The sequence below is a fragment of the Priestia aryabhattai B8W22 genome (genome assembly GCF_000956595.1).
Classification (GTDB): domain Bacteria; phylum Bacillota; class Bacilli; order Bacillales; family Bacillaceae_H; genus Priestia; species Priestia aryabhattai.
The window spans coordinates 1-22,699 of sequence record NZ_JYOO01000005.1; the positions used below are offsets into that span (position 1 = coordinate 1).

24 protein-coding genes and 2 other annotated features are annotated in these 22,699 nt (G+C 39.0%); of the genes, 1 reads left to right on the forward strand and 23 read right to left on the reverse strand.

Annotated features, from left to right (window positions below; translation table 11 throughout):
- Window positions 1–35: 35 nt before the first annotated feature.
- The 19 genes from rpmA to N178_RS05310 form a co-directional block, all read right to left on the reverse strand.
- Entirely contained in the window at window positions 36–329 is a 294-nt protein-coding gene (gene rpmA, locus N178_RS05220; protein WP_013059335.1) for a 50S ribosomal protein L27, read from the reverse strand.
- A 16-nt stretch (window positions 330–345) separates the two neighbouring features.
- Window positions 346–678, reverse strand: coding sequence for a ribosomal-processing cysteine protease Prp (locus N178_RS05225; RefSeq protein ID WP_013059336.1), 333 nt, complete (start codon window positions 676–678; stop codon window positions 346–348).
- Between the two features lie 9 nt (window positions 679–687).
- Complete coding sequence (gene rplU, locus N178_RS05230; RefSeq protein WP_013059337.1) at window positions 688–996, reverse strand: 50S ribosomal protein L21; 309 nt, start codon at window positions 994–996, stop codon at window positions 688–690.
- 14 nt (window positions 997–1,010) lie between these two features.
- Window positions 1,011–1,082: a sequence feature (ribosomal protein L21 leader region), on the reverse strand.
- A gap of 78 nt (window positions 1,083–1,160) precedes the next feature.
- Entirely contained in the window at window positions 1,161–2,630 is a 1,470-nt protein-coding gene (locus N178_RS05235) for an Rne/Rng family ribonuclease (RefSeq protein ID WP_045291086.1), read from the reverse strand.
- A gap of 83 nt (window positions 2,631–2,713) precedes the next feature.
- Complete coding sequence (locus N178_RS05240) at window positions 2,714–3,580, reverse strand: M50 family metallopeptidase (protein ID WP_052942374.1); 867 nt, start codon at window positions 3,578–3,580, stop codon at window positions 2,714–2,716.
- On the reverse strand, window positions 3,573–4,355 hold the full coding sequence (locus tag N178_RS05245; protein WP_045291087.1) for a M23 family metallopeptidase: 783 nt from the start codon (window positions 4,353–4,355) through the stop codon (window positions 3,573–3,575). The genes N178_RS05240 and N178_RS05245 overlap by 8 nt, the downstream gene beginning before the upstream one ends.
- A 120-nt stretch (window positions 4,356–4,475) precedes the next feature.
- A complete protein-coding gene (minD, locus tag N178_RS05250; protein WP_013059341.1) occupies window positions 4,476–5,276 on the reverse strand; it encodes a septum site-determining protein MinD in 801 nt (266 codons plus the stop codon).
- A 2-nt stretch (window positions 5,277–5,278) separates the two neighbouring features.
- Window positions 5,279–5,962, reverse strand: a complete 684-nt coding sequence (minC, locus tag N178_RS05255) for a septum site-determining protein MinC (protein ID WP_045291088.1) — start codon at window positions 5,960–5,962, stop codon at window positions 5,279–5,281.
- A gap of 116 nt (window positions 5,963–6,078) precedes the next feature.
- Window positions 6,079–6,597, reverse strand: coding sequence for a rod shape-determining protein MreD (gene mreD, locus N178_RS05260; RefSeq protein WP_014458115.1), 519 nt, complete (start codon window positions 6,595–6,597; stop codon window positions 6,079–6,081).
- A complete protein-coding gene (gene mreC / locus N178_RS05265; protein ID WP_013059344.1) occupies window positions 6,597–7,478 on the reverse strand; it encodes a rod shape-determining protein MreC in 882 nt (293 codons plus the stop codon). The genes mreD and mreC overlap by 1 nt, the downstream gene beginning before the upstream one ends.
- Window positions 7,479–7,497: 19 nt before the next feature.
- Window positions 7,498–8,523 carry a rod shape-determining protein gene (locus N178_RS05270; protein WP_013059345.1) on the reverse strand — a complete coding sequence of 342 codons (1,026 nt, stop codon included), beginning with the start codon at window positions 8,521–8,523 and terminating at the stop codon, window positions 7,498–7,500.
- A gap of 229 nt (window positions 8,524–8,752) precedes the next feature.
- Window positions 8,753–9,439: a RadC family protein gene (radC, locus tag N178_RS05275; RefSeq protein ID WP_045291089.1), complete on the reverse strand. Its 687-nt coding sequence runs from the start codon at window positions 9,437–9,439 to the stop codon at window positions 8,753–8,755.
- Window positions 9,440–9,454: 15 nt separating this feature from the next.
- Window positions 9,455–10,024, reverse strand: coding sequence for a Maf family protein (locus tag N178_RS05280; RefSeq protein WP_045291090.1), 570 nt, complete (start codon window positions 10,022–10,024; stop codon window positions 9,455–9,457).
- 110 nt (window positions 10,025–10,134) lie between these two features.
- Window positions 10,135–11,217, reverse strand: coding sequence for an SPOR domain-containing protein (locus tag N178_RS05285; RefSeq protein WP_045291091.1), 1,083 nt, complete (start codon window positions 11,215–11,217; stop codon window positions 10,135–10,137).
- Window positions 11,218–11,334: 117 nt separating this feature from the next.
- Window positions 11,335–12,090, reverse strand: a complete 756-nt coding sequence (locus tag N178_RS05290) for a prepilin peptidase (RefSeq protein WP_045291092.1) — start codon at window positions 12,088–12,090, stop codon at window positions 11,335–11,337.
- Window positions 12,087–12,281 (reverse strand): hypothetical protein, encoded by a 195-nt coding sequence (locus N178_RS05295; protein ID WP_045291093.1) that lies wholly within the window; start codon window positions 12,279–12,281, stop codon window positions 12,087–12,089. The genes N178_RS05290 and N178_RS05295 overlap by 4 nt, the downstream gene beginning before the upstream one ends.
- A 185-nt stretch (window positions 12,282–12,466) precedes the next feature.
- Window positions 12,467–13,024, reverse strand: a complete 558-nt coding sequence (locus N178_RS05300) for a DUF420 domain-containing protein (protein ID WP_013059351.1) — start codon at window positions 13,022–13,024, stop codon at window positions 12,467–12,469.
- A 156-nt stretch (window positions 13,025–13,180) separates the two neighbouring features.
- Entirely contained in the window at window positions 13,181–14,479 is a 1,299-nt protein-coding gene (locus N178_RS05305; protein ID WP_045291094.1) for a bifunctional folylpolyglutamate synthase/dihydrofolate synthase, read from the reverse strand.
- A 96-nt stretch (window positions 14,480–14,575) separates the two neighbouring features.
- Window positions 14,576–17,218 (reverse strand): valine--tRNA ligase, encoded by a 2,643-nt coding sequence (locus N178_RS05310; protein ID WP_045291095.1) that lies wholly within the window; start codon window positions 17,216–17,218, stop codon window positions 14,576–14,578.
- A gap of 82 nt (window positions 17,219–17,300) precedes the next feature.
- Window positions 17,301–17,545, reverse strand: a binding site (T-box leader).
- A 231-nt stretch (window positions 17,546–17,776) separates the two neighbouring features.
- Here N178_RS05310 and N178_RS05315 point away from each other — a divergent pair.
- Window positions 17,777–17,974, forward strand: coding sequence for a hypothetical protein (locus tag N178_RS05315; protein WP_013059354.1), 198 nt, complete (start codon window positions 17,777–17,779; stop codon window positions 17,972–17,974).
- A gap of 11 nt (window positions 17,975–17,985) precedes the next feature.
- On the opposite strand, the gene ysxE is transcribed toward N178_RS05315, so the two are convergent.
- The 4 genes from ysxE to hemB form a co-directional block, all read right to left on the reverse strand.
- On the reverse strand, window positions 17,986–19,035 hold the full coding sequence (gene ysxE, locus N178_RS05320; protein ID WP_045291096.1) for a spore coat protein YsxE: 1,050 nt from the start codon (window positions 19,033–19,035) through the stop codon (window positions 17,986–17,988).
- 77 nt (window positions 19,036–19,112) lie between these two features.
- Entirely contained in the window at window positions 19,113–20,282 is a 1,170-nt protein-coding gene (gene spoVID, locus N178_RS05325; protein ID WP_045291097.1) for a stage VI sporulation protein D, read from the reverse strand.
- Between the two features lie 113 nt (window positions 20,283–20,395).
- Window positions 20,396–21,685: a glutamate-1-semialdehyde 2,1-aminomutase gene (gene hemL, locus N178_RS05330; protein WP_013059357.1), complete on the reverse strand. Its 1,290-nt coding sequence runs from the start codon at window positions 21,683–21,685 to the stop codon at window positions 20,396–20,398.
- Between the two features lie 16 nt (window positions 21,686–21,701).
- Entirely contained in the window at window positions 21,702–22,682 is a 981-nt protein-coding gene (gene hemB, locus N178_RS05335; RefSeq protein ID WP_045291099.1) for a porphobilinogen synthase, read from the reverse strand.
- Window positions 22,683–22,699: the final 17 nt, after the last annotated feature.

The window sequence follows — 22,699 nt, forward strand, 5'->3', positions numbered from 1 at the left end:
CTAACCTACTTGGGTTAGAGTTTTCTTTTTGTATCTTATGCTTCTTGAGCAACAGGGTATACAGATACTTTTTTACGGTCACGACCGAAACGTTCAAATTTAACGATACCGTCGATTTGAGCGAATAAAGTATCATCTCCACCACGACCTACGTTTGCACCTGGGTAAATTTTAGTACCGCGTTGACGGTATAAAATTGAACCACCAGATACGAATTGGCCATCAGCACGTTTAGCACCAAGACGTTTCGAGATTGAATCACGACCGTTTTTAGTACTACCTACTCCTTTTTTAGAAGCGAAGAATTGAAGGTCTAATCTTACTAACATGACATCCACCTCCTGTTTAGTTGTCGTTAATTTTTATATAATTACTGTAATCTAATTCGATCGTTTTCAGTGAAACAACCATACCTTCTAATAGCAATTGAATCTGTTCCAATGTGAACGAATCCACATCTTTTGGAATCTCACAACGGAGATAGCCACCATCTCCACCTTGCTCTAAGTGCGGTTCAACCCCACTTATTGAAAAGATAGCATTAATTGTTCCAAATGAAACTGCAGATGCTCCCGCACAAACAAGATCTTTTCCGTGTTCGGAAAAGTCAGCATGTCCACTCATCGTGAACCCGTCAACTTTCTTATTTGCATCACGAGAAATCGTCACCTTAATCATTTGTTATAATTACGCGTTGATAGCGTCGATTACAACTTTTGTGTAAGGTTGACGGTGACCTTGCTTACGACGATAGTTTTTCTTTGCTTTGTATTTAAATACAGTGATCTTTTTAGCGCGACCTTGTTTTTCAACTTTAGCCGTAACTGTTGCACCTTCTACGAAAGGAACACCAACTTTAACGCTGTCGCCACCTACAAATAATACTTTGTCAAAAGTAACTGTTTCGCCTTGTTCACCAGCAAGTTTTTCAACGTAGATTGCTTGACCAGCCTCTACTTTAATTTGCTTACCACCAGTTTCAATAATTGCGTACATTCTCTGCACCTCCTCTAAAAACTAAGACTCGCCATCACAGGTGTTCAAGTGAACTTAAAACCTGTTCTGAGCGGTTGTAGCACGGGTGCTACAAACCAACATATTAAATCTTACTACAAATCAAAGGTTAGTGTCAATTGGAATTCATCTTTTCTTCTAAAAATTTATATAGAAGCAGAGACCCCTTTTTGAATCTGCTCATTCGACCCCAATTGACGCAAAACAAATGCGTTTGTATAATCATCGCTTGGCGTAAGATATACGGTTTTTTTAACCATTTTCTCTAAAGCTTTGAGAAATCCTTGAACTTTCATTTCATTTATCACATCACTTCGCGTCTCAATCCAAATAGCCTCTTCTTCCGCGCCGCGATGTTCCCAAATTACACGTTCAATTTGAAAAGCAGCCGTTTTGGAATCAATCATTTTACCGGTTCCTTCACATACTTCACAAGGCATAGTTAATGTTGATCCAATACTATTGCGCACTTTCTTACGCGTTAATTGCAATATGCCGAGCTCTGTAAAGCCAACTACATTCGTCCGCACTTCATCTTGTTCACATAGCTTTTTCATATACCTTTCTACTTCTGTCCGATCTTCTTTATGAGGCATATTTATAAAATCAATTAAGATCATGCCGCCTAAGTGACGTAATTGCATCTGTTTGGACAGTTCATACGCAGCTTCCATATTTGTTTGAAGCATTGTCTTTCGAATATTATCTTTTCCTGAAAACTTCCCAGTGTTCACGTCCACGACCGTCATCGCTTCCGTTTCGTCAATCACGATATAGCCTCCGCTTTTGAGCCACACGATTCGCTTTAAAAGCTTCTCTATTTGCCGTTCCACATCATAAAAAGAGAAAATATTTTCATTTCCTTTATAGTACTCTATTGACGAGTTAGGGTAGGTAGTTTGAAGATGCTGATATAGGTCGAAGTCATCTACTACTATCCCATCAATTCCTTGTTGAAGTGCAGCTTGCACTCTTGTTTCGAGAAAATCTTGTCCTTTGCTGACTAGGACAGGAGCTTTCATTCCCTGAGTCTGTCGTTCAAGGCGCTCATATTTCTTCTGTAGCTCTTTTATTTTATGTTGGACCGCAGCTTCTGATTTTTCCTCAATCGCTGTTCGAAATAAAAAGCCTTCCCCCCCCTGTTTTAACCGCTCACCAAGCTGTTTCCACTTTTGGCGTTTTGGCTCATCTATTTTTTTGGATACAGCGACATAGTTTCCGTGCGGTAAATATACAAGCTCATCAGAAGAAAATTCAATAATACCCGTCAGCTTCGGCCCTTTTGTCCCAATGCCTTCTTTTACAACTTGAACTAGTACTTTTTCTCCTTCACGAATAAAAGCAGACATCGGCTGCTGATCTTTGTGAGGATTCTCTGACTGCTGATAAGATACAAGTTCATTTCGATGAATAAATCCGTTCATTGATAAACCGATATCGATAAAAGCTGCTTGCATATGCGGCAGCACTTTTACGACTTTACCCCAATATATATCACCAATAATTTGATTCTCGCTTTGTTCTTCTAAATATATTTTTTCTAGTGCTTTATCGTTTATCACGGCTATACGTTTTGAAGAAGTAGCCGCGTTAATGATACATGCTTTCACATACATTGCCTCACTTTAATCTAAATTCATAGGAAAAAGTTCGGTCAGTGCAACCGAACTTTTTTCATTCTATTCTATGTTACTAGAAATCAGTAAACTGTTACAAGTTCATCTAGTGGGCTATTTGTTCTTTTTTCTACAAAGTAAGCGTGTAGAAGTTCATTTTCATCAATTTGTACATGCTCGCCTGTTTGAGATGTAGCAATAATCATATGCTTACAACCTCTTTGAAATTTTTGCAGGACTTGATGGAGCGTCTCACTGGTTGATACACTTAGCGTTTTTAAAGCTCCAATTGGATGTTCTTTTCCATGATACCTCTCCAACAAAAAGCGCATGTAGACAAATTGCCTGCTCTTCCATTCCAAATATCCGGATATAATTAAAAATGAAATAACAATCCATAAGTGCAGCTGAAAAGGATGCATAATGACGGCGTAGATAATACCGCTAGCTAAAAAAAACGTTGATAACCGGAGCGCAAGCTTATGCGCTTCTAAAAATGGTAAAGAACGACTGCACATTAAAAAAAGCAGCTTCCCTCCGTCCAATGGCCAAATGGGCAAAAGGTTAAACAGTAAAATTACCGTGCATTGAAACATAAATTGCTCATACGTTTCCAAGGACAACACATTTATTTTCATTAATAAAAAAGCTGCTCCAAACATCCAAAGATGCTGAAGAGGTCCACTTATTGTCACAATAAACTCTTCTCGAAATGGACGATTACCATGTTCATCTACTTCTGCTACTCCCCCAAAAGGTAAGAGCATAATTCTGCGAATCCGCCAAGAAAAACACTGAGCCGCTACGGCGTGGCCCAGTTCATGAATAATTACAATAATAAATAACAAAAAAAGCTGCTTTACCGTAGCCGTTAAGATACCAATTACGAAAATCCCCCAAAACAATGGATGAATGTGAATTTTCATCAATAACGAAAAAGCACTATTCAAATTGAATCACCTGACTAGGATCCACAAACTTATCGCCTTTTTTAATAGCAAAATAGAATGTTCCAGCATCGCCTTTTTTACTGTTTTCCACAATTCCTACTTCTTTGCCTTTATTTACAAAATCATACATACTAACATTGATTTTTTTAAGCTGTCCATACCACGTTTCGGTTCCATCAGCATGTTGAATAATAACCGTATTCCCAGTATCATCACGTTTTCCTACATACCTTACAATACCTTCACTCATTGCTTCTACAACAGAATCCACTCCTGTTTGAACCGTCACGCCTTGCTTACTTTGAGCAAATGTTTCTGTTACTTTCCCGGAAGCTGGAGTAGCGTATTCTCCGCTTACACTTTGCTCCGTTTTGCTAGACTCTTTATTCGGCAGTAGCGTTAACGGCTTCCCAAACTTATCTTCATACCAGGAGGAAACAGCTGCAAACTGAAATTCTTTATCCATTGTTTGTTGAACCACCACTCTGCCCTGTTCGAAAGTAGGAGAAGCGTTCTTGAACATAATTCCTACAATTAACACTAAGCAGGCCGAAGCTAAAATTTTAAATAAAAAGCGTTCTTTTCGAAATAACGGGTGATATTCCTTTGCTGATGGTGTGTATTCAACCGCAGAATAATCCATCGATCCATATTTTTCTTCTTCACTCATTAAGGACGTATGAAGAGGTTCTTGAGGAAGACGCTTCGTTGTATTTAATTGTTTTCGCTTACGCTCAGCAATTCGTTTACGGATTTCATCAGCACGTCGATTCATGATTCATCATTCTCCTTGTTCTTATCGTATAATCAACTATATGACTTGTCCGTGGAGCTTATGACAGCTTGACTCTACAAAATCACACAAATAAAAAAAGCTTCCTCTATCGGAAGCTTTTTAAGAACGAACACCAAAGAATCGTTTAATACGTGCAAACATTCCCTTATCTTCTTCATCTAACGATTGAAGAGGAACCGTTTCACCTAGAATACGTCTTGCAATATTACGATATGCAATTGATGCTTTGCTTGATGGATCCATGACAATTGGTTCACCGTTGTTAGAAGCACGAATAACATTTTCATCGTCAGCAACGATTCCAATTAAATCAACAGCCAGAAGCTGAGAAATTTCTTCCACGTCCAGCATGTCTCCATTTTTCATCATATGACTACGGATTCGGTTAATAACCAGTTTTGGAGATTCGATATCCTCTTGCTCCAATAATCCAATAATACGGTCAGCATCACGAACAGCTGAAACTTCCGGTGTTGTCACAACGAGTGCCTTATCAGCGCCAGCTACGGCATTCTTATAGCCTTGTTCAATACCAGCTGGGCAATCAATAACCACATAGTCATAGTCTTGCTTTAACTGAAGAACTAACTCTCGCATTTGTTCTGGTTGAACAGCTGTTTTGTCACTCGTTTGAGCAGCAGGAAGTAAGTACAAACATTCAAAACGCTTGTCCTTAATCAAGGCTTTTTGCGGTTGGCATCGACCTTCTACCACGTCTACAAGATCATAAATAATACGATTTTCAAGCCCCATTACAACATCCAAGTTGCGTAAGCCGATATCAGTGTCTACTAGACACACGCGCTTTCCAGCTAATGCTAGAGCAGTACCTAAATTGGCTGATGTCGTTGTTTTTCCAACTCCACCTTTACCAGACGTAACAACAATAGCCTCTCCCACTGTCAAATTCTCCTTTCTACCCTGGTCAAATTCGGTCTTAGATGCGGTAAAGCTTGCACGCGATCTATCACCATTTGATCATTATCATCTAAGTATGCACATTCCATTATATTCTCTTCCTTCTCACTGCGCTCTTCTTCTGATCGGGTAATGATATCAGCAATGCGCAGTTGTGAAGGTTTCATTAACGATGCAGCAATAACGGCGTTTTTATTGCCTCGATATCCTGCATGAGCAATCCCTTTTAAAGCACCTAATACAAATAAATTTCCTCCAGCTACAACGGTTCCTCCGGGATTTACGTCTCCGACTAGAAGCAAATCGCCTTCTACATGGAGAACCTGTCCTGAACGAACTACCTTTGTAACAGATACTAATTCACTTTCTTCTCTTACTCGGACTGCATCTTGCTTTAAAATAACGTTACTATCAATTTGTTTAACTACTAAATACTGATTTTCTTCTATGAGCGCCTTCAATTCGGTTTCCTGCTCTGTAGTTAAATAACGATTTCCGATTTTGACATACACTGTGACGATTTGATCGGCATCGCCATGCTTATTTGTCAAAAGCTTCGTCTTAAGTTCCGTCAAAAGCTCTGCAAATGAACATCTATCATTGAGATGCAACGTTAATCCATCTTTTGTTCCTTTAATTGTCACATTTTGTTGCTTTTGTTTATTCAAGACGCTCACCTCAACGAATATATAATTTCGACAGAGACTTACTCAATTCCTTTTTTTCGTTTCTTCAATCAGCATTTTTATCACATCACGAACGAGAAGCGTAATATATTTTCGGATCAGCGTTCATCGATAAATTTAGCGAAATATTGAAAACATCTTTGAAGCGGAAATGCAAAAATGAGTGCAAATATGGCATTTAAAATGATGGTTGCGTAAAATCGCTCTTGCAAGAAGCGACCAATGGTCATATCGGATATATTAATAATGCTATTAATGCCATATACATAAAACTCAATAATGGCTACAGCTAATAGCGACATGCAGATTACGATAAGCGTATTTTGCTGAAAAATCTTCATTAGTTTTGATACGATATAGCATACGGCCGGCAATCCAAGCGCGTATACTCCTAAGACATCCGTAAAGGCAATATCGTACATGAATCCAAGGATTACTCCATATAGCATCGCTTGCTTTGGATGATAATACACTGCCATAAAAGCCAGTACCACTACAACAAAGTGAGGCGATAGAATCCAGTCTCGCCATGGTGATGCCATGGCAACAAAATTAACAAAGATACTTTCAAACATAAAAACGACAAGCACGAGAATAGGAAGGACAAACCGCTTCATCAGTTAGCCTCCTCCGCCCCTAAATCGTCTTCAGCAGCGGGCGCACTTCTTTTAGCTACAACTACGTTATCTAAGTCATACAAGTCAGCAGCAGGTTTGATATAAGCTTTTTTTGTTAATCCATATTCATCAGGCTCAATTTTTGTGATAACGCCAATTGGAAGATTGCTAGGAAAAATGCCGTCTTCTTGTCCTAGACCGGACGTTACTACTTTTTGCTTTTCTTTAATATCAGCATCAAAAGGAATACGACGCATAACAAGCGCCTGTTCTTTATCATCATAGCCTTCAATTAAACCAAACACTTCTTTTTTAGCCTGAATTTTAGCAGATACACGGTTCGTACGATCTGATGAACTAATTAACTGCACAGTAGATGTAAACTTAGATGCATGCTTCACTTTACCAATCAGCCCTTCAGGAGTCATAACAGCCATATTTTCCTGCACATTATGAACCGTCCCTTTATCAATGGCAATTACCTCATGCCAACGGTCTGGATTACGAGCAATAACTGTTGCTTCGATTGGGTTGTATTGACTTAAATCCGTTTTTTTGTCGAGCTGTGCTCTTAATTTTTTATTTTCTTGCTGCAAAGCGTTGGCTTTCGTTTCTAATTGCATGCGTTCGTCTAAACGGGCTTTTAATACCTCGTTTTCTTCGTATGTACGCTTTAAGTCACCTACATTCTGAAAGAAACCCGCTACAAATTGTGCGGGTTCATTAAAGGTAGCCTGAACAAGACCAACCGTATCTTTGACAAACTGTTCAGGCCACGTTACATTTTTACGACCATTTAACGAAAAACCAATCAATGCCACTAATACAATAATACTGACCAATAAAATAACTAAACGTTTATTTAAGAAAAATTGTGGCACGATCTACACCTCTTAATATTTAGCGATATGAATCGCTTGTACGATTTTTAAATAAATCAATGTGTTCTAACGCTTTACCAGTTCCAATTGCAACACAGTCAAGCGGATCTTCTGCGATGACAACCGGCATATTTGTTTCTTCACTAATAACTTTATCTAAATTACGTAGCAATGCGCCACCGCCTGTTAATACAATACCGCGATCCATAATATCTGCCGCAAGTTCAGGTGGTGTTTTTTCTAATGTACTTTTTACTGAATCTACAATAGAAGCCACTGTATCTTTTAGCGCTTCTGCAATTTCTTCTGCTGAAATTTCGATTGTTTTCGGTAGACCTGTTAGTAAGTCACGTCCGCGAATTTCCATGTTTTCAATACCTTCTGGAATTCCGGCAGAACCGACTTCTACTTTTAATGCTTCTGACGTACGCTCACCGATCATTAAATTGTAATTCTTGCGAATATATTGAATAATCGCTTCATCCATCTCGTCACCAGCGATACGGATTGACTGACATGTTACGATTCCGCCTAAAGAAATAATCGCAACTTCTGTTGTTCCTCCGCCAATATCTACTACCATACTTCCCGTTGGCTCCCAAACCGGTAGATTGGCGCCGATTGCTGCAGCAAACGGTTCTTCAATTGTATACGCATCACGTGCGCCAGCCTGACGAGTCGCATCAATAACGGCACGTTTCTCAACAGCTGTAATGCCAGAAGGTACACAAACCATTACATACGGCTTACCCGCAAACAAACTTTTTGTTTTTTGAGCTTGATTGATGTAATATTTCATCATCGTCGCAGTTGTTTCGTAATCTGCAATAACTCCATCTTTCATTGGACGAAGGGCTACTACGTTCCCAGGTGTACGACCAATCATATTTTTTGCATCGTTACCTACCGCAACGATTTGTTTTGTATCAGTTTGCAAAGCCACAACAGACGGCTCACGCACAACAATTCCTTTTCCTTTTACATAAACGAGCGTATTTGCAGTACCCAAATCTATTCCAAGGTCTCTAGTACCGATTCCAAACATGTGTCTCTTCCTTTCTCTTACCAAAATGCAAAGGTAAAAATTCCATAATTCAATTTCTTCATTTCATAAGTAACATTTTTTATTTTCTATACTTTTTTCATAGATGTCAACGCCAAATATTGTATGATAAAAAGTCATACTTTGTCTATTAATAACGAATGATTGTAAAGAACTTGTCATTTAAAATCATGACTACTATTATAACCCAAGGATTTTAAAAAGCATAGCCTTACATGTATCCTTTTTCTTTTAAACTAATATATTTTCGATCCCCGATAATTAAATGATCTAACAATTCAATTCCTATGATAAATCCGCACTCTTTTAAGCGCTTCGTTACCTCTATATCTTCTCTGCTGGGAGTAGGGTCGCCGGAGGGATGATTATGAATACAAATAAGAGATGCAGCTGAACGGCGAAAGGCTTCTTTAAATACTTCTCTTGGATGGACAATAGATGAATTGAGGCTTCCGATAAAAATGGTTTGCTTGTGGAGAACTTGATTTTTCGTGTTGAGGTATAAACAGACGAAATGCTCTTGGGACAGCACGCGCATTTCTTCCATCACATAATTAGCTCCGTCTTCAGGGCCATGAATGGTATATCGCTGACTAGATTTCCGCTGTACAATCCTCTTGCCTATTTCAATAGCCGCTATAATTTGAATCGCTTTTGCAGGTCCGATACCTTTAATATTCATCATTTCATCAAGCGATGCATGCTGTAAAAGTTGAAGACCTTCAAAATGCGTTAATATGCGATTGGACAGCTGAAGAACAGATTCATCTTTGGTTCCAGTGCGCAGTAAAATAGCAATAAGCTCGTGGTTAGAAAGACTAGAAGCACCCATTGCCACAAGGCGCTCTCGAGGTCTTTCATCTTGAGGAAAATCTTTAATTAGCAATGATTGATCCAATTTCGTCACTCCTTTTTAGTAGACGAAACCGTATTGTTTTAGCTCACGTATTGTTCGGGAGAGCGGCAAGCCCACCACAGAGAAATAGTCTCCTTCAATTTTCTTAACTAGCGCAGCACCGAGACCTTGAATTCCATAAGAACCAGCCTTATCCATAGGCTCTCCTGACTCTACGTACTGTACGATTTCATCTTGTTCAATCGGCCAAAACTCTACATCAGTTTGTTCATAAAACGTATGAACTTTTGCATTTGATACGAACGCTACTCCTGTTAACACCTGATGTTTTTGACCTGACAGCATCGTAAGTGTTTCAATCGCTTCTTGTTTCGTTTTTGGCTTTCCTAAAATACGATTGCCATATACGACAACTGTATCGGCACCTAGGACCATATCCTCTTTAAAATGCGAAGCGACGTCCACTGCTTTTTGCCTAGCTAAATCCATTACTACCTCGGACGGAGTGTATGATGGATTGACGATTTCTTCAATTGTACTAACGTGAACGGTAAAGGGAATGTGAAGCTGCTGAAGTAATTCTTTTCGACGAGGAGAGCCTGAGGCTAAAATTAATGTTTGTTTCATACATCTCACCTTTGCATTTTGATTTTAAAAAGAAGGACACACCGTTATTTTAGCAATTTCATCTCGAAATGACAATAAACAAGTGAGGCAGCATTACACTACCTCACCTGTTAAGACGTTACAAGGCTTTCATACTGCTGAAGAGCTTTTAACACGTATCGCTGAGCAAGCCAAGCATCTTTACTGCTTTGATTGTCTTCATATGAAGAAAGAGAAGCCGCAGCCTTTTGAAGGGTGCTCATCATGGTTTTAATGTCTCCATTTGATGCTTCTTTCTGAACTTTTGTCAGCTCTTTTTTCAGAGATTTGATATCGGCTACCCGCTCTCCTTCAATCGCTTTAACAGATTGATCTAAAAGATTAGCCATAAACGGCTGCGCTGTTGTTATAACCGTTTGATCTTTTTTCCCTAATTCGCTAGTGGGCTTAATTTCATAAGACTTTACATATACATCTTTACCTTGTTGTTTATACGTGTTACTAAGTGCCTTCGCTTTTTCTTCTCCAGTGGCAGCACCAACGACAAGAGAATAGGTTTTAGGTGAAAAGATCTCGCCTGCTTCGTTCTCTTCTTTCCATTTATCCATTGCTTTATTTGCAGCAGCTTTTGATGAAAAAGCACCTGCTTGTACAATGTAAAAGGAAAAGGGTTCTAAAGTAGAAGCAGCAGCTGACGTATCTTTCGACTCCTGTTCGTTTTTCTTTTCAGCTTTACCAACACTTTCAGTGGCAGACGCTGTTTGGGCAGCTTTTTCTTCTTTCGTACGCTCACTCGTTTGTGCTTTTCCTACAGGCTGTTCGCTTCCCGTCATCATTTTCACACCAACCATACCGATGCCGCTGCCTATTCCGACTGCTAGCAGTACAATCAGAGCCGTTCGTTTGATCACACCGCCGTTTACCGTTTTAATCGAAACATTTTTAGGATGTAATCGCGGCTTTTTCTTTTTTTCATTTCTTACATCTTCAATAAACACCACTTTATTTTCTTCCACATGAGAATCTTTGGATGCCGGCTCCGGAAGAACCCACGTAAATTCGTCTTTTTCGGGCGCTTGTTCTTCCTTTTCATCCTTGGATTGACCATTGATTTTAATTGAAATCTTTCGTTCCTGCTTGTCCACTGCCCCACCGCCTTTAGTTAACGTAGTCTTAGTACCGGTTGCAAGCTGAGGTAAACCGACATAAAACATACACTTTTTTCCATGCTATCATAGAAGAAAAAAAAATAACAAGACATTTGTCGTCTTGTTACAAAAGGTTTTCGCTATTTAGTTACAGAAATTTCAAATTTGTCGAAGACTTGAAGCTCAATAAAAATAGCTGCTAACATACCAGTCTATCAATTCGTTTCCATGAAAATAAGCAGCGATTGTCCCTATAAAAATAAAAGGAACGAAAGGAATTGGTACACCTACCTTTGCCTTTTTCATTAATAACGCTCCTATACTAACGGTTCCGCCTATTAATATAGCTAAAAAAAGCGATAGTAAAACAAGCTTTACTCCAAGCACAATACCAATCAAACCATACAATTTAATATCTCCTTCTCCAAGGCCTCCTCTGCTGAGAAATGCGACTAGAAAGAGGAGAAAAAATGCTATTCCTCCTCCCATTAAGGAATCACTCCACGAAGTTAATGGAATGAAAAGACGCTCAAGAAGAAAGATAGGCAAAAAGAAAAGCAGCACCTTATTCGGGACAATCATATAAGCTATATCTGAGACAACTATAATTGTTAAAAAAGAAACAAAGGTTAATATGACAATCAGTTCTAACGTCATATTTAATCTAAAAAAAGCATATACAAATAAACTTCCTGTCGAAAATTCTACGAACGGGTAGATGAAGGAGATTTTTTTGCGACACATACTACATTTTCCTGCATTTTTAATGTAGGAGACTATGGGAATTAACTGCTGTGGAGAAAGACCGGATAAACAGTGTGGACAATGAGATCTTGGAGATAAGATAGATTTTTTCTGAGGAATTCTAAGACCTGCTACGTTATAAAATGAACCTAGGGTGATACCTGAAACAAATAGATAAAGGTAAATTAAACTCATACGACTCCTTCCATTTCAGGATTACAGAATACTAACTGTAGATTTTCTTTTGAATGGGGCAATGTATCTTTTCCTTTTAAATAACTGCCAATAAATGGAATAATAAAAGCTGCTAGAAGACCTATTACGATAACCAGTATGATCACTTGCATTAGAGAAAGTCCTTTATTCTCCGTTGACAGTTTATCCATTTCTACACCTCTCCTTTATTGATTAGTATCAAACAACTCCTTCATTACTAAACTGAATCATAATACCCATAAAAGTCATATTTTGTATGCCTCCTTCCTTAAAACACACCTTTTATAGGTAATAAGGATTATACCACTAAAAAACAAAAACAGCATAAAAAAACGTCTGCAAAAGCAGACGTTTTTTAATAGTAAGGAGCCATAAATAAGTAGACAATTACACCTGTAAGACTTACATAAAGCCAGATTGGCATTGTCCATCGCACAATTTTTTTATGTTTTTCAACTTGCATTGTCCAGCCCCACACAAGTGCAAACAGTGCCAGCGGAACAATAATCGCTGCTAGAAAACTGTGTGTGATCAAAATAAAAAAGTAAATGGGACGAACGATTCCTTCTCCACCGAACGTAGCTGTTTCTGTGGAAATGTAGTGGAACGTTAAATATGAAACTAAAAAGAGCAGTGTGGAAGTGAATGCTGCTAAAATAAAACCTTTATGAGCATTAATATTTTTCCTGAAAATTGAAATCAACGCTGCAACTAAAAAAATAAACGTAAAACTATTCAAAATAGCATTTAACCGTGGAAAGATAGTCAAATCAAAACTTACTTTTCCTTGATAGCCAATATTCGAAAAGAATAGCAGTAAAATAATAACATTCGCTATCACTGAAAAGGTAAGAATAATACCGGTAAAGTTTTTATTACTTTTCGGTACAATTTTTTCATTATTCTTACTCATGTTAACAATCTCCTTATTTAGTGATGTACATGTTTATTATATATCACTTACCTAGGGGGTGAAAGTGACAATACTTTGAACTTAGTGCTTACTTATTATCCGTATCCCTTCCTTACATTATGTTAAAAGCAGCAAGATTTCACTTGCTGCTTTTGCTCAGCTGAGAAGAAAAGCCCGCACTTCTGATATAAAGTACAGAGACCCTGTAATCACCACCATGTCTTGTTCACCTGTCGCCTTTTCCTTTACGTAAGCAATTGCTTTTTTCCAATCCTCGTCCATATGCTTATTATGATGAGTACTCATCTCATAAAGCTCCGCGGCTGCGCGAGCACGAGGAAAGTCAAAGGACGTAAATGTAATACTTGTAGCGATTGTTTCAAGTTCTTGGACCATTCGATCAGCGCTTTTATCATTTAAACAGCTGAAAACTAAATGAATGTTTCGATCTTCATAATGAAGGCGTAAAGTAGATAACAAGCTATCAATGCCTTCTGCATTATGAGCCCCATCAATAATCGTTAAAGGATGCTCATTTACTATCTCAAAGCGGCCGTTCCACTTTGTATGCTGAATCCCTTTTATCATTTGCTCATTGGAGATAGAAAGCTTTTTCTTTTCTTTTAAATAACAAACGGCCATCACAGCCAAAGCTGCATTTTTAACTTGATGATAGCCAAGCATATTTAATTGCAAGTGTTCAAATGTACCATACGGCGTTTTTAACGTAAAGCCTTCTCCATTTGCTACGGGCTCATAGTTTTCAATTTTAAATTCTTTTCCTAACACAAATAACGGAGCCTGCTTCGAATTTGCCTCTTCTGTAATGACGTCGAGCGCCTTTACCTGCTCCGCACCAGTAATAATAGGGACTTCTTTTTTAATAATCCCCGCTTTTTCTGCTGAAATTTCTTCTACCGTATCACCTAGTATCGCCATGTGATCAAATCCAATGTTTGTAATAACACTCACCATAGGATTCACAACGTTTGTTGAATCATATCGTCCCCCAAGACCTGTTTCAAACACAGCATAGTCAACTGAATCATGATAGCCGAAATAAAGAAAAGCCATGATTGTAATCACTTCAAATTCCGTTGCTGACCCTAAGTCCGTATGTTCTAGTCGCTCCACTACAGGCTTTACTTCCTGAACAAGAGCGGTCATTGCTTCATTTGAAATAGGCTGTCCATTCACGCTAATCCGCTCATTAAATGTTTCGATATAAGGGGAAGTAAACGTTCCAACTTTATACCCTGCTTCTTCTAACATGTTTCGCAAATAAGAAACAGTAGAACCTTTACCATTCGTCCCAGCAACATGAATAGCATTTATATTTTGCTGCGGAAAATCAAGCTGCTCTAGCATCCATTCCATTCGTTCTAACCCCGGCTTGATTCCAAAGCGAAGTCTGTTATGAATCCAATCAAGCGCTTCTTCATATGTCGTTATCATCTTTTATTCACCTTTCTTTTCCATCGCTATTATTATGTAAAGAAAAAGCGTCGCTATACAAGCCACGCTTTTTCTGTTCATTCATTAACCCATTGATTATCCGCGTAATTCAGCAATACGAGACTGAACAGCTTCACGTTTTTCAACGTAATCTTGCTCTTTTGCACGCTCTTCTTCTACTACTTTAGCAGGCGCTTTTGCAATAAAGCCTTGGTTGTTTAATTTCTTTTGTACACGCTCTACTTCTTTGTTTAACTTGTCGTATTCTTTTTCTAAACGTGCGATTTCTTCTTCGATATTAATTAAACCTTCAAGAGGTAAAATTAATTCTGCTCCTGTTACAACAGCACTCATCGCTTTTTCATCTAATGAAACATCGGTTGAAATCACAAGCTCACTTGGATTACAGAAACGTTCTACATACGCACGGTTCTTTTCAAGCTGGCTTTGAATATTTTCATCTTTAGCTTTAATAAATAATTTTACTTGTTTGCTCATCGGCGTGTTCACTTCAGCACGAATATTACGAACAGCACGAATAATATCTACAAGTAAACGCATATCGTTAGCAGCTTCTTTATCCGAAAGCTCAGCGCGTACTTCCGGCCATTTAGCTACTGTAATTGATTCGCCTTCATGCGGCAAGCTTTGCCAAATTTCCTCAGTAATAAACGGCATGAATGGATGTAAAAGTCGCATTGTGTTATCAAGTACATAAGCTAAAATTGAGCGAGTTGTCTTTTTAGCTGCTTCATCTTCTCCGTAAAGAGGAAGTTTAGCCATTTCAATGTACCAATCGCAGAAATCATCCCAAATAAAGTTATAGAGAATGCGTCCAACTTCACCGAATTCATATTTGTCAGCTAATTTTGTTACGTGCTCAATCGTCTCATTTAAGCGCGTTAAAATCCATTTATCGGCAACGGACTTTTCGCCTGATAAATCAAGCTCTTCAAATGTGATGCCGTCCATGTTCATTAATGCAAAACGAGAAGCATTCCAAATTTTATTTGCAAAATTCCACGTCGCTTCGACTTTTTCAAAGCTGAAGCGTAAATCTTGTCCCGGTGAGCTTCCTGTCGATAAGAAGTAGCGAAGAGAATCTGCACCGTATTTCTCGATTACTTCCATTGGATCTACGCCGTTACCAAGTGATTTACTCATTTTACGACCTTCAGCATCTCGTACAAGACCGTGAATAAGTACATCGTCAAACGGACGTTTACCCGTAAATTCAAGACCTTGGAAAATCATACGAGATACCCAGAAGAAAATAATGTCGTAGCCTGTTACAAGCACATTTGTTGGGTAGTAGCGTTTGAAATCAGCTGCATCCACATCCGGCCAGCCCATTGTTGAGAACGGCCATAGCGCTGAACTGAACCATGTGTCTAATACATCTGAATCCTGTTCCCAGTTTTCGATATCTGCTGGAGCCTCATGATCTACGTATACTTCTCCAGTTTCTTTGTGATACCAAGCTGGAATGCGGTGTCCCCACCAAAGCTGACGCGAAATACACCAGTCGCGAATATTTTCCATCCAGTGTAAGTATGTCTTTTCAAAACGATCAGGTACAAAGTTGACTTTTTCTTCTTGTTTTTGAAGATCTACTGCTTTATCTGCTAACGGCTGCATTTTTACAAACCATTGAGTTGATAAATAAGGTTCGACAACGGCACCGCTTCGTTCACTGTGACCTACTGAATGCATGTGGTCTTCAATGTTGAACAATACGCCGTCTTCTTGAAGGTCTTTAACAATTTGCTTACGGCAAGCAAAACGATCCATTCCTTCATATTTACCTGCTTTGTCATTCATCGTACCGTCTTGATTCATCACTAAAATACGCTCTAAATTATGACGGTTTCCAATTTCAAAATCGTTCGGGTCATGAGCAGGCGTAATTTTCACCGCACCAGAACCGAATTCCATATCAACATAATCATCGCCTACGATTGGAATTTCACGCCCTACAATCGGAAGGACAACCTTTTTGCCGATTAAGTGCTTATAGCGATCATCTTCAGGGTGAACAGCTACAGCCGTATCTCCTAGCATTGTTTCAGGACGAGTTGTTGCGATTTCAATATGTCCAGAACCATCTGCCAACGGATAGCGCATATGATAAAACGCACCTTGTACATCTTTGTAAATAACCTCGATGTCTGAAAGAGCTGTTTTTGTAGCTGGATCCCAGTTAATAATATATTCTCCGCGATAGATTAATCCTTTTTTGTAAAGCGTTACGAATACTTCACGCACTGCTTTAGAAAGACCTTTATCAAGCGTGAAGCGCTCGCGTGAATAGTCCAAGCCAAGTCCTAGCTTCGACCACTGCTGGCGAATAAAGCTTGCATATTCTTCTTTCCATTTCCACGTTTCAGCTACAAAGTTTTCGCGGCCTAAATCGTAGCGGCTTTTCCCTTCGCTGCGAAGCTTTTCTTCTACTTTTGCCTGCGTTGCAATCCCCGCATGGTCCATGCCGGGAAGCCATAGAACGTCATAGCCTTGCATGCGCTTCATACGCGTTAAAATATCTTGTAACGTTGTATCCCAAGCGTGGCCTAAATGCAGCTTGCCCGTTACGTTTGGGGGTGGAATTACAATTGTATACGGCTCTTTTTCAGGGTCATTTGTTGCTTCAAAAAACTTCCCGTCTAACCAATACTGATAACGATTTTCTTCAACGGTTTTTGGATCATACTTCGTTGGAAGAGTCACTTCTTTTTCAGACATAATGTATACCTCCATAATATAAAGTTTCAGTCTTTAGAAACTGTGTAAACCTTTTATAAACATAAAAAAACTCCTTTCCTAATAAAAGGACGAAAGGAGTTGATTTCGCGGTACCACCTTTTTTTATAGACGTATCCCGTTTGATAAGCCTATACACTTCATTTCATAACGGTTGATTAACCGGCTTTTTCTACTGAGCTATGCAGCTGTTCAAAAAAGCTACTCATAGGCGACATTCCGAGTGCACATTCTTAAGAAATCTCACAGCAGCTGATTCCTCTCTCTGAAAGACGAACATCCCGTACTCTTCCTATTCACTGTATTTATGTATGAATTTCTCTTAATTATACTATATGAAAAAATGTTGAATCGTCAATAATCTTCTCCTATTTTTTTACGATAATATTCATAATTTTTTTGTCCTGCTCTTTATTTTTTCATTCACTCGCTAAATTTGGAAATAAAATGAAGAGTTCACTCAAAAAAATGGCACCATTTCTTTCTTTTTTCATATACTGACTTTAACCTGGGCACGTGGATTGAAAGGGGCATGTACAAATGAAGAAACGAATAAATGTAAATTCGTATCAGCTGCAGCGGTGGCTCAAAACAGCAGGAGCGGCTTGTGGACAGTTTATTGTTCCTTTAACAATTTTTCAAGGTATACGTACACTATTTTTCCCTACAACCTTTGATGTACTGTTGTTGGCACTGCTTGCCATACTAGCGGTTGCTTTATATTCGGACTGGATTTAAAAACCCAAGCGCTATTCGTTCGCTTGGGCTTGTGCAGCTGCTTCCGCTGCCATTTTTTTTTGCTGATCTACTTCAAATATTTTAATGTTCAGCTGTTCAATGTTTTTCGTCAGCCAGTATGCTCGAATAAATGACTGCATATGTTCAAGCTCCGTTTTACTTTCTTTATGCTGCCTATATTGAACGATACACTGATACAAGGGTTCTGGAAACGCTAAATAACTGTGTAAAAGCAGCCGTTCCTCTTCTCTGAGAGCAAAATGTTTTTCATACGTGCTAAACCACTCATAGCTGTCATAGGTAGTTACTGGGTACGTGCGAAGAGTACGGAAATAAAATGAGACCAAATCATAAATCGGTGAAGCATCTTTTGCATGTTCAAAATTAATAAAAAAACCATTTCCCCGTTCGTCATAGATAAAATGTTTAGCCGATAGCTTTCCATGAGAAGTAACCAGCCGGATTTTTTCCTTTTCTTCCATTTCATCGTTCCACTGATCGAGCTTTCCAAAACCAAATTCAAGCGCTCTCGTCATTTCGTAATAAAATGTACAGTAATGCAATTCAAACGGGGACATATAAACTTTTTTCTCGCATTCTACTACGTATTGCTTCAGCTCTTCCTGACGTTTTTCCCACGTTTCTTTCATCGATGTATAATGATTTTCTATATCTTCTTTTTTCACTTCTACTTCCTGCGCCGAAGCGCCGTGAAGCTTAGCAAGCTCTTGAAATAATTTATGATATCGAATATCACGCTCTTCGGTTGGGTTATTTGGGAGCCACGGCATTAAGTAATATGAGCCGCTTTCATCTGAAACAATCGGCTGAGAACGTTTCGTTTGATAAATAGGGACAAAGCCCATCCACCCTTTTTGATACACGTTCTGCAGCTTTTGAATGAAGTTCTGATTTCGTTCTTGATGATTCGTCATTTCTTTAAGCGCAAACACGCCGGTTTTCGTATAGACTTTTTTTACTTTTCCGTAGTCTTCGATAAAGTCAACATCTAAGTCATATTCTTTTAACAATACTTTGTAGTCTGCTACTGTCCGCTGCATCTATATTCTCCTTCCTCGTAAAAAATAAAGAAAACAGTTAAGACATTATATGCGTCAAAACTGTTTTCTTTCCGACTTTAACGAACGGGAATATTTAAGATGCTTCCTTCTTCCAGCTCATATTCATCTTCTAAATTATTCACTCGTAAAATGTTTTGTACATTCGTATTATAGCGGTTTGCTATCGTATCAAGCGAATCTCCGTCTTGAACAATACAAAGCTTCCACGTTGAAAAAGCTTCTTCTTCCCGCGAAAAGAGCTTTGTTAAATAAAGGGCGTTTTCATTTCGTCCGCTTTCATTTTCTTCTTTACGAAATTCAACAATAATCTTTTCCTCTTCTTGCTCAGCTTCTTCTTGCTCAGCCTCTCGTTGAACGTCAGCATACGTATTCAATTCACTAGCTTGCGATTCTTCTAAACTTTCTTGCTCTTGACGAAGCTGAAACAGCTCAATCACATTGTCTTCTCTTTCTTCCTCGATTTGTGCCTCTTTTTTCACTTCGACTTCAAATGGTTCGTATGCTTCCTCTTCATATTCTACGGCCGGCTCAGCACGAGATTCTTTTTTAAATACAGATGAAAAGTAACTAGGAGGCTCTTCTGAATGATCTTCTTCAATAGCCTCTGCCTCTAAAGGTGCAGGAGCTTCACGATAGCTTACGTCAAACTCTTGCTCCTCTTGTTCCTCTTGTTCCTCTTCTTCTTGAGCAAAGTTTTCAGTATATACCTCTTCAGTATCGTCTGCTTCTTCATAGGAGACGATGTGCTGTTCTTCCGCAAACTCTTCCTCTTCTTCTCGTTCTTCATGCTGTTCTTCATGCTGTTCTCCATACAATCCTGTGATGGACAAGTCAGCCATTAGCTGCAGCTGATTTGTGCCTGGCAATTCATAATCAAATAAATCAATAGATACATATACATCTTCAATACTTTGAATACGATTTTTAGGAATGGTAATATCAACAGGAAATTGATGTGATAATTCAGCCGTTCCGTCTTCACGGACAGAGATAGATTGCACTTGATTCTCATTTGTATATTCGCGTAACGAGTGCTCTCCCTCGTACGTTTCGTATTCACCTGTTAATTGTAATGCTCCTCGAATAGACACATATTGGTCATATTCTTGAATAGATACTTGAGGCTCTAAGGAGATAGACAAAAGTTGTGAGACTTCCTGTCCTTTTTGAAACCATACTGATTCTTCTACGGAAAAACGCAGACATGATAAATTATCCTGCGACAAATTGTTCTCCCCCTTCCAACACCCGCCAGGTAATAGCGCGGTCATTAAAGATGTATGAACAAATAAATTAAAATATGTCTTGAAAACTAAAAAAGTTATTCTTATTTAGCTGTTTATCCACGCAACTTTGAAAAAGCTTTTTCAGCTGCTGCAATTGTATGTTCAATGTCTGCATCTGTATGAGAAGTTGATAAAAACATTCCTTCGAACTGAGAAGGAGGTAAAAACACGCCTTCATTAGCCATTTCACGATAGTAAGCTGCAAAATAATCTAAATTCGATGTTTTTGCTGTTTCGTAATTTATTACCTGCTCGTTTGTAAAGAAGAAACCGATCATTGAACCAGCTCGGTTTACGGTAAACGGTACATCATATTTTTCAGCTGCTGCCATCAGTCCTTCTTCTAATCGATCTGCTTTACGAATGAACTCATCGTAGGATTGAGGTGTCAGCTGTGTTAATGTCTCGTATCCAGCGGTCATCGCAAGCGGATTACCTGATAATGTACCTGCTTGATAAATCGGGCCGCTTGGTGCAACTCGCTCCATAATTTCAGCTTTACCACCGTAAGCACCTACTGGTAAACCACCACCGATTACTTTTCCTAAGCAAGTTAAGTCAGGCGTAATGTTGTAGTAGCCCTGTGCACAGTTGTACGCTACGCGGAACCCTGTCATTACTTCATCAAAAATGAGCAGTGAGCCATATTCTGATGTGATATCCCGAAGCCCTTGTAAGAAACCTGGCTGTGGCGGTACCACACCCATATTTCCTGCTACCGGTTCAACGATTACTCCGGCAATGTCATCTCCGAATTCTTTAAAAGCATATTGTACGCTTTCTAGATCATTGTACGGCACTGTAATCGTATTTTTAGCGATTCCTTCAGGCACTCCCGGGCTATCTGGTAGACCTAACGTGGCAACGCCTGAGCCTGCTTTAATGAGAAGAGAGTCACCGTGTCCATGGTAACAGCCTTCAAATTTTAAAATTTTGTTGCGGCCCGTATAGCCACGTGCTAAACGCAGTGCGCTCATCGTTGCTTCCGTACCTGAACTCACCATACGGACGATTTCGATTGAAGGAACTCGCTCAATCACAACCTTAGCAAGCTCATTTTCAATTAATGTTGGTGCACCAAAGCTTGTACCAGATTCCGTTACTTTTTTTACTGCTTCAACTACTTGATCGTTGGAATGTCCGTGAATTAAAGGTCCCCATGATAAGACGTAGTCAATATATTTGTTGCCGTCAATATCGTAAATCGTAGCGCCTTTTCCTCGTTCCATAAAAATAGGATCCATATCTACTGATTTAAATGCACGAACAGGACTGTTTACTCCACCCGGCATTAATTGCTGCGCTTCTAAAAAAGCTGCTTTTGACTTTTCATAACTTCTCATGTGTAAGCCTCCTTAATTACTTGTCAGATAACCAGCGTGCTGCGTCTTTAGCATGATACGTTACAATTAAATCCGCTCCTGCACGCTTCATGCTAATTAATTTTTCAAGAACAATCTCTTTTTCATTTACCCAGCCGTTTTGAGCTGCCGCTTTAATCATTGAATATTCACCGCTCACATTATAAGCCACTACCGGTAAATTAAACGTATTTTTTACATCGCGCATAATATCTAAATATGATAGAGCTGGTTTTACAATTAAGAAATCTGCTCCTTCTTCAACATCAGATTCCGCTTCTCGAAGTGCTTCTAAGCGATTGGCTGGGTCCATTTGATATGTTTTACGGTCTCCAAATTGAGGAGAAGAATGCGCTGCATCACGGAATGGTCCGTAAAAAGCAGATGCATATTTAACAGCATAAGACATCACCGGCACATCTTCAAATCCAGCTTCGTCTAGACCGTGGCGAATAGCTGCCACGAAACCGTCCATCATGTTTGAAGGCGCAATAATATCCGCTCCTGCTTTAGCTTGACTAACCGCTGTACGCGCTAATAAGTCAAGGCTGGGATCGTTTAAGATTTTTCCGTCTTCAATTACACCACAGTGGCCATGATCTGTGTATTGACACAAGCATGTATCTGCGATAACAACAAAGTCTGGAAAATTTTCTTTAATTTGACGAATACCTTTTTGGACAATTCCGTGGTCATGGTATGCCTGTGAGCCGACCGCATCTTTTTCAGCGGGAACACCAAATACCATAGCTGACTTAATTCCTAAATCGACTAGCTCTTGGATTTCACCATTCAAGTAGTCTAAAGAAATTTGATCCACACCTGGCATTGATTTTACAGCATTTCTTTTTTGTTCACCTTCTACAATAAAAATAGGATATATAAAGTCTTCAGGATGTAAATGTGTTTCACGTACAAGCGCACGCATATTTACAGAATTACGAAGACGACGATGACGTGTAAATTGTAAATCTTTCATGTTAAAATCCTCCTTTA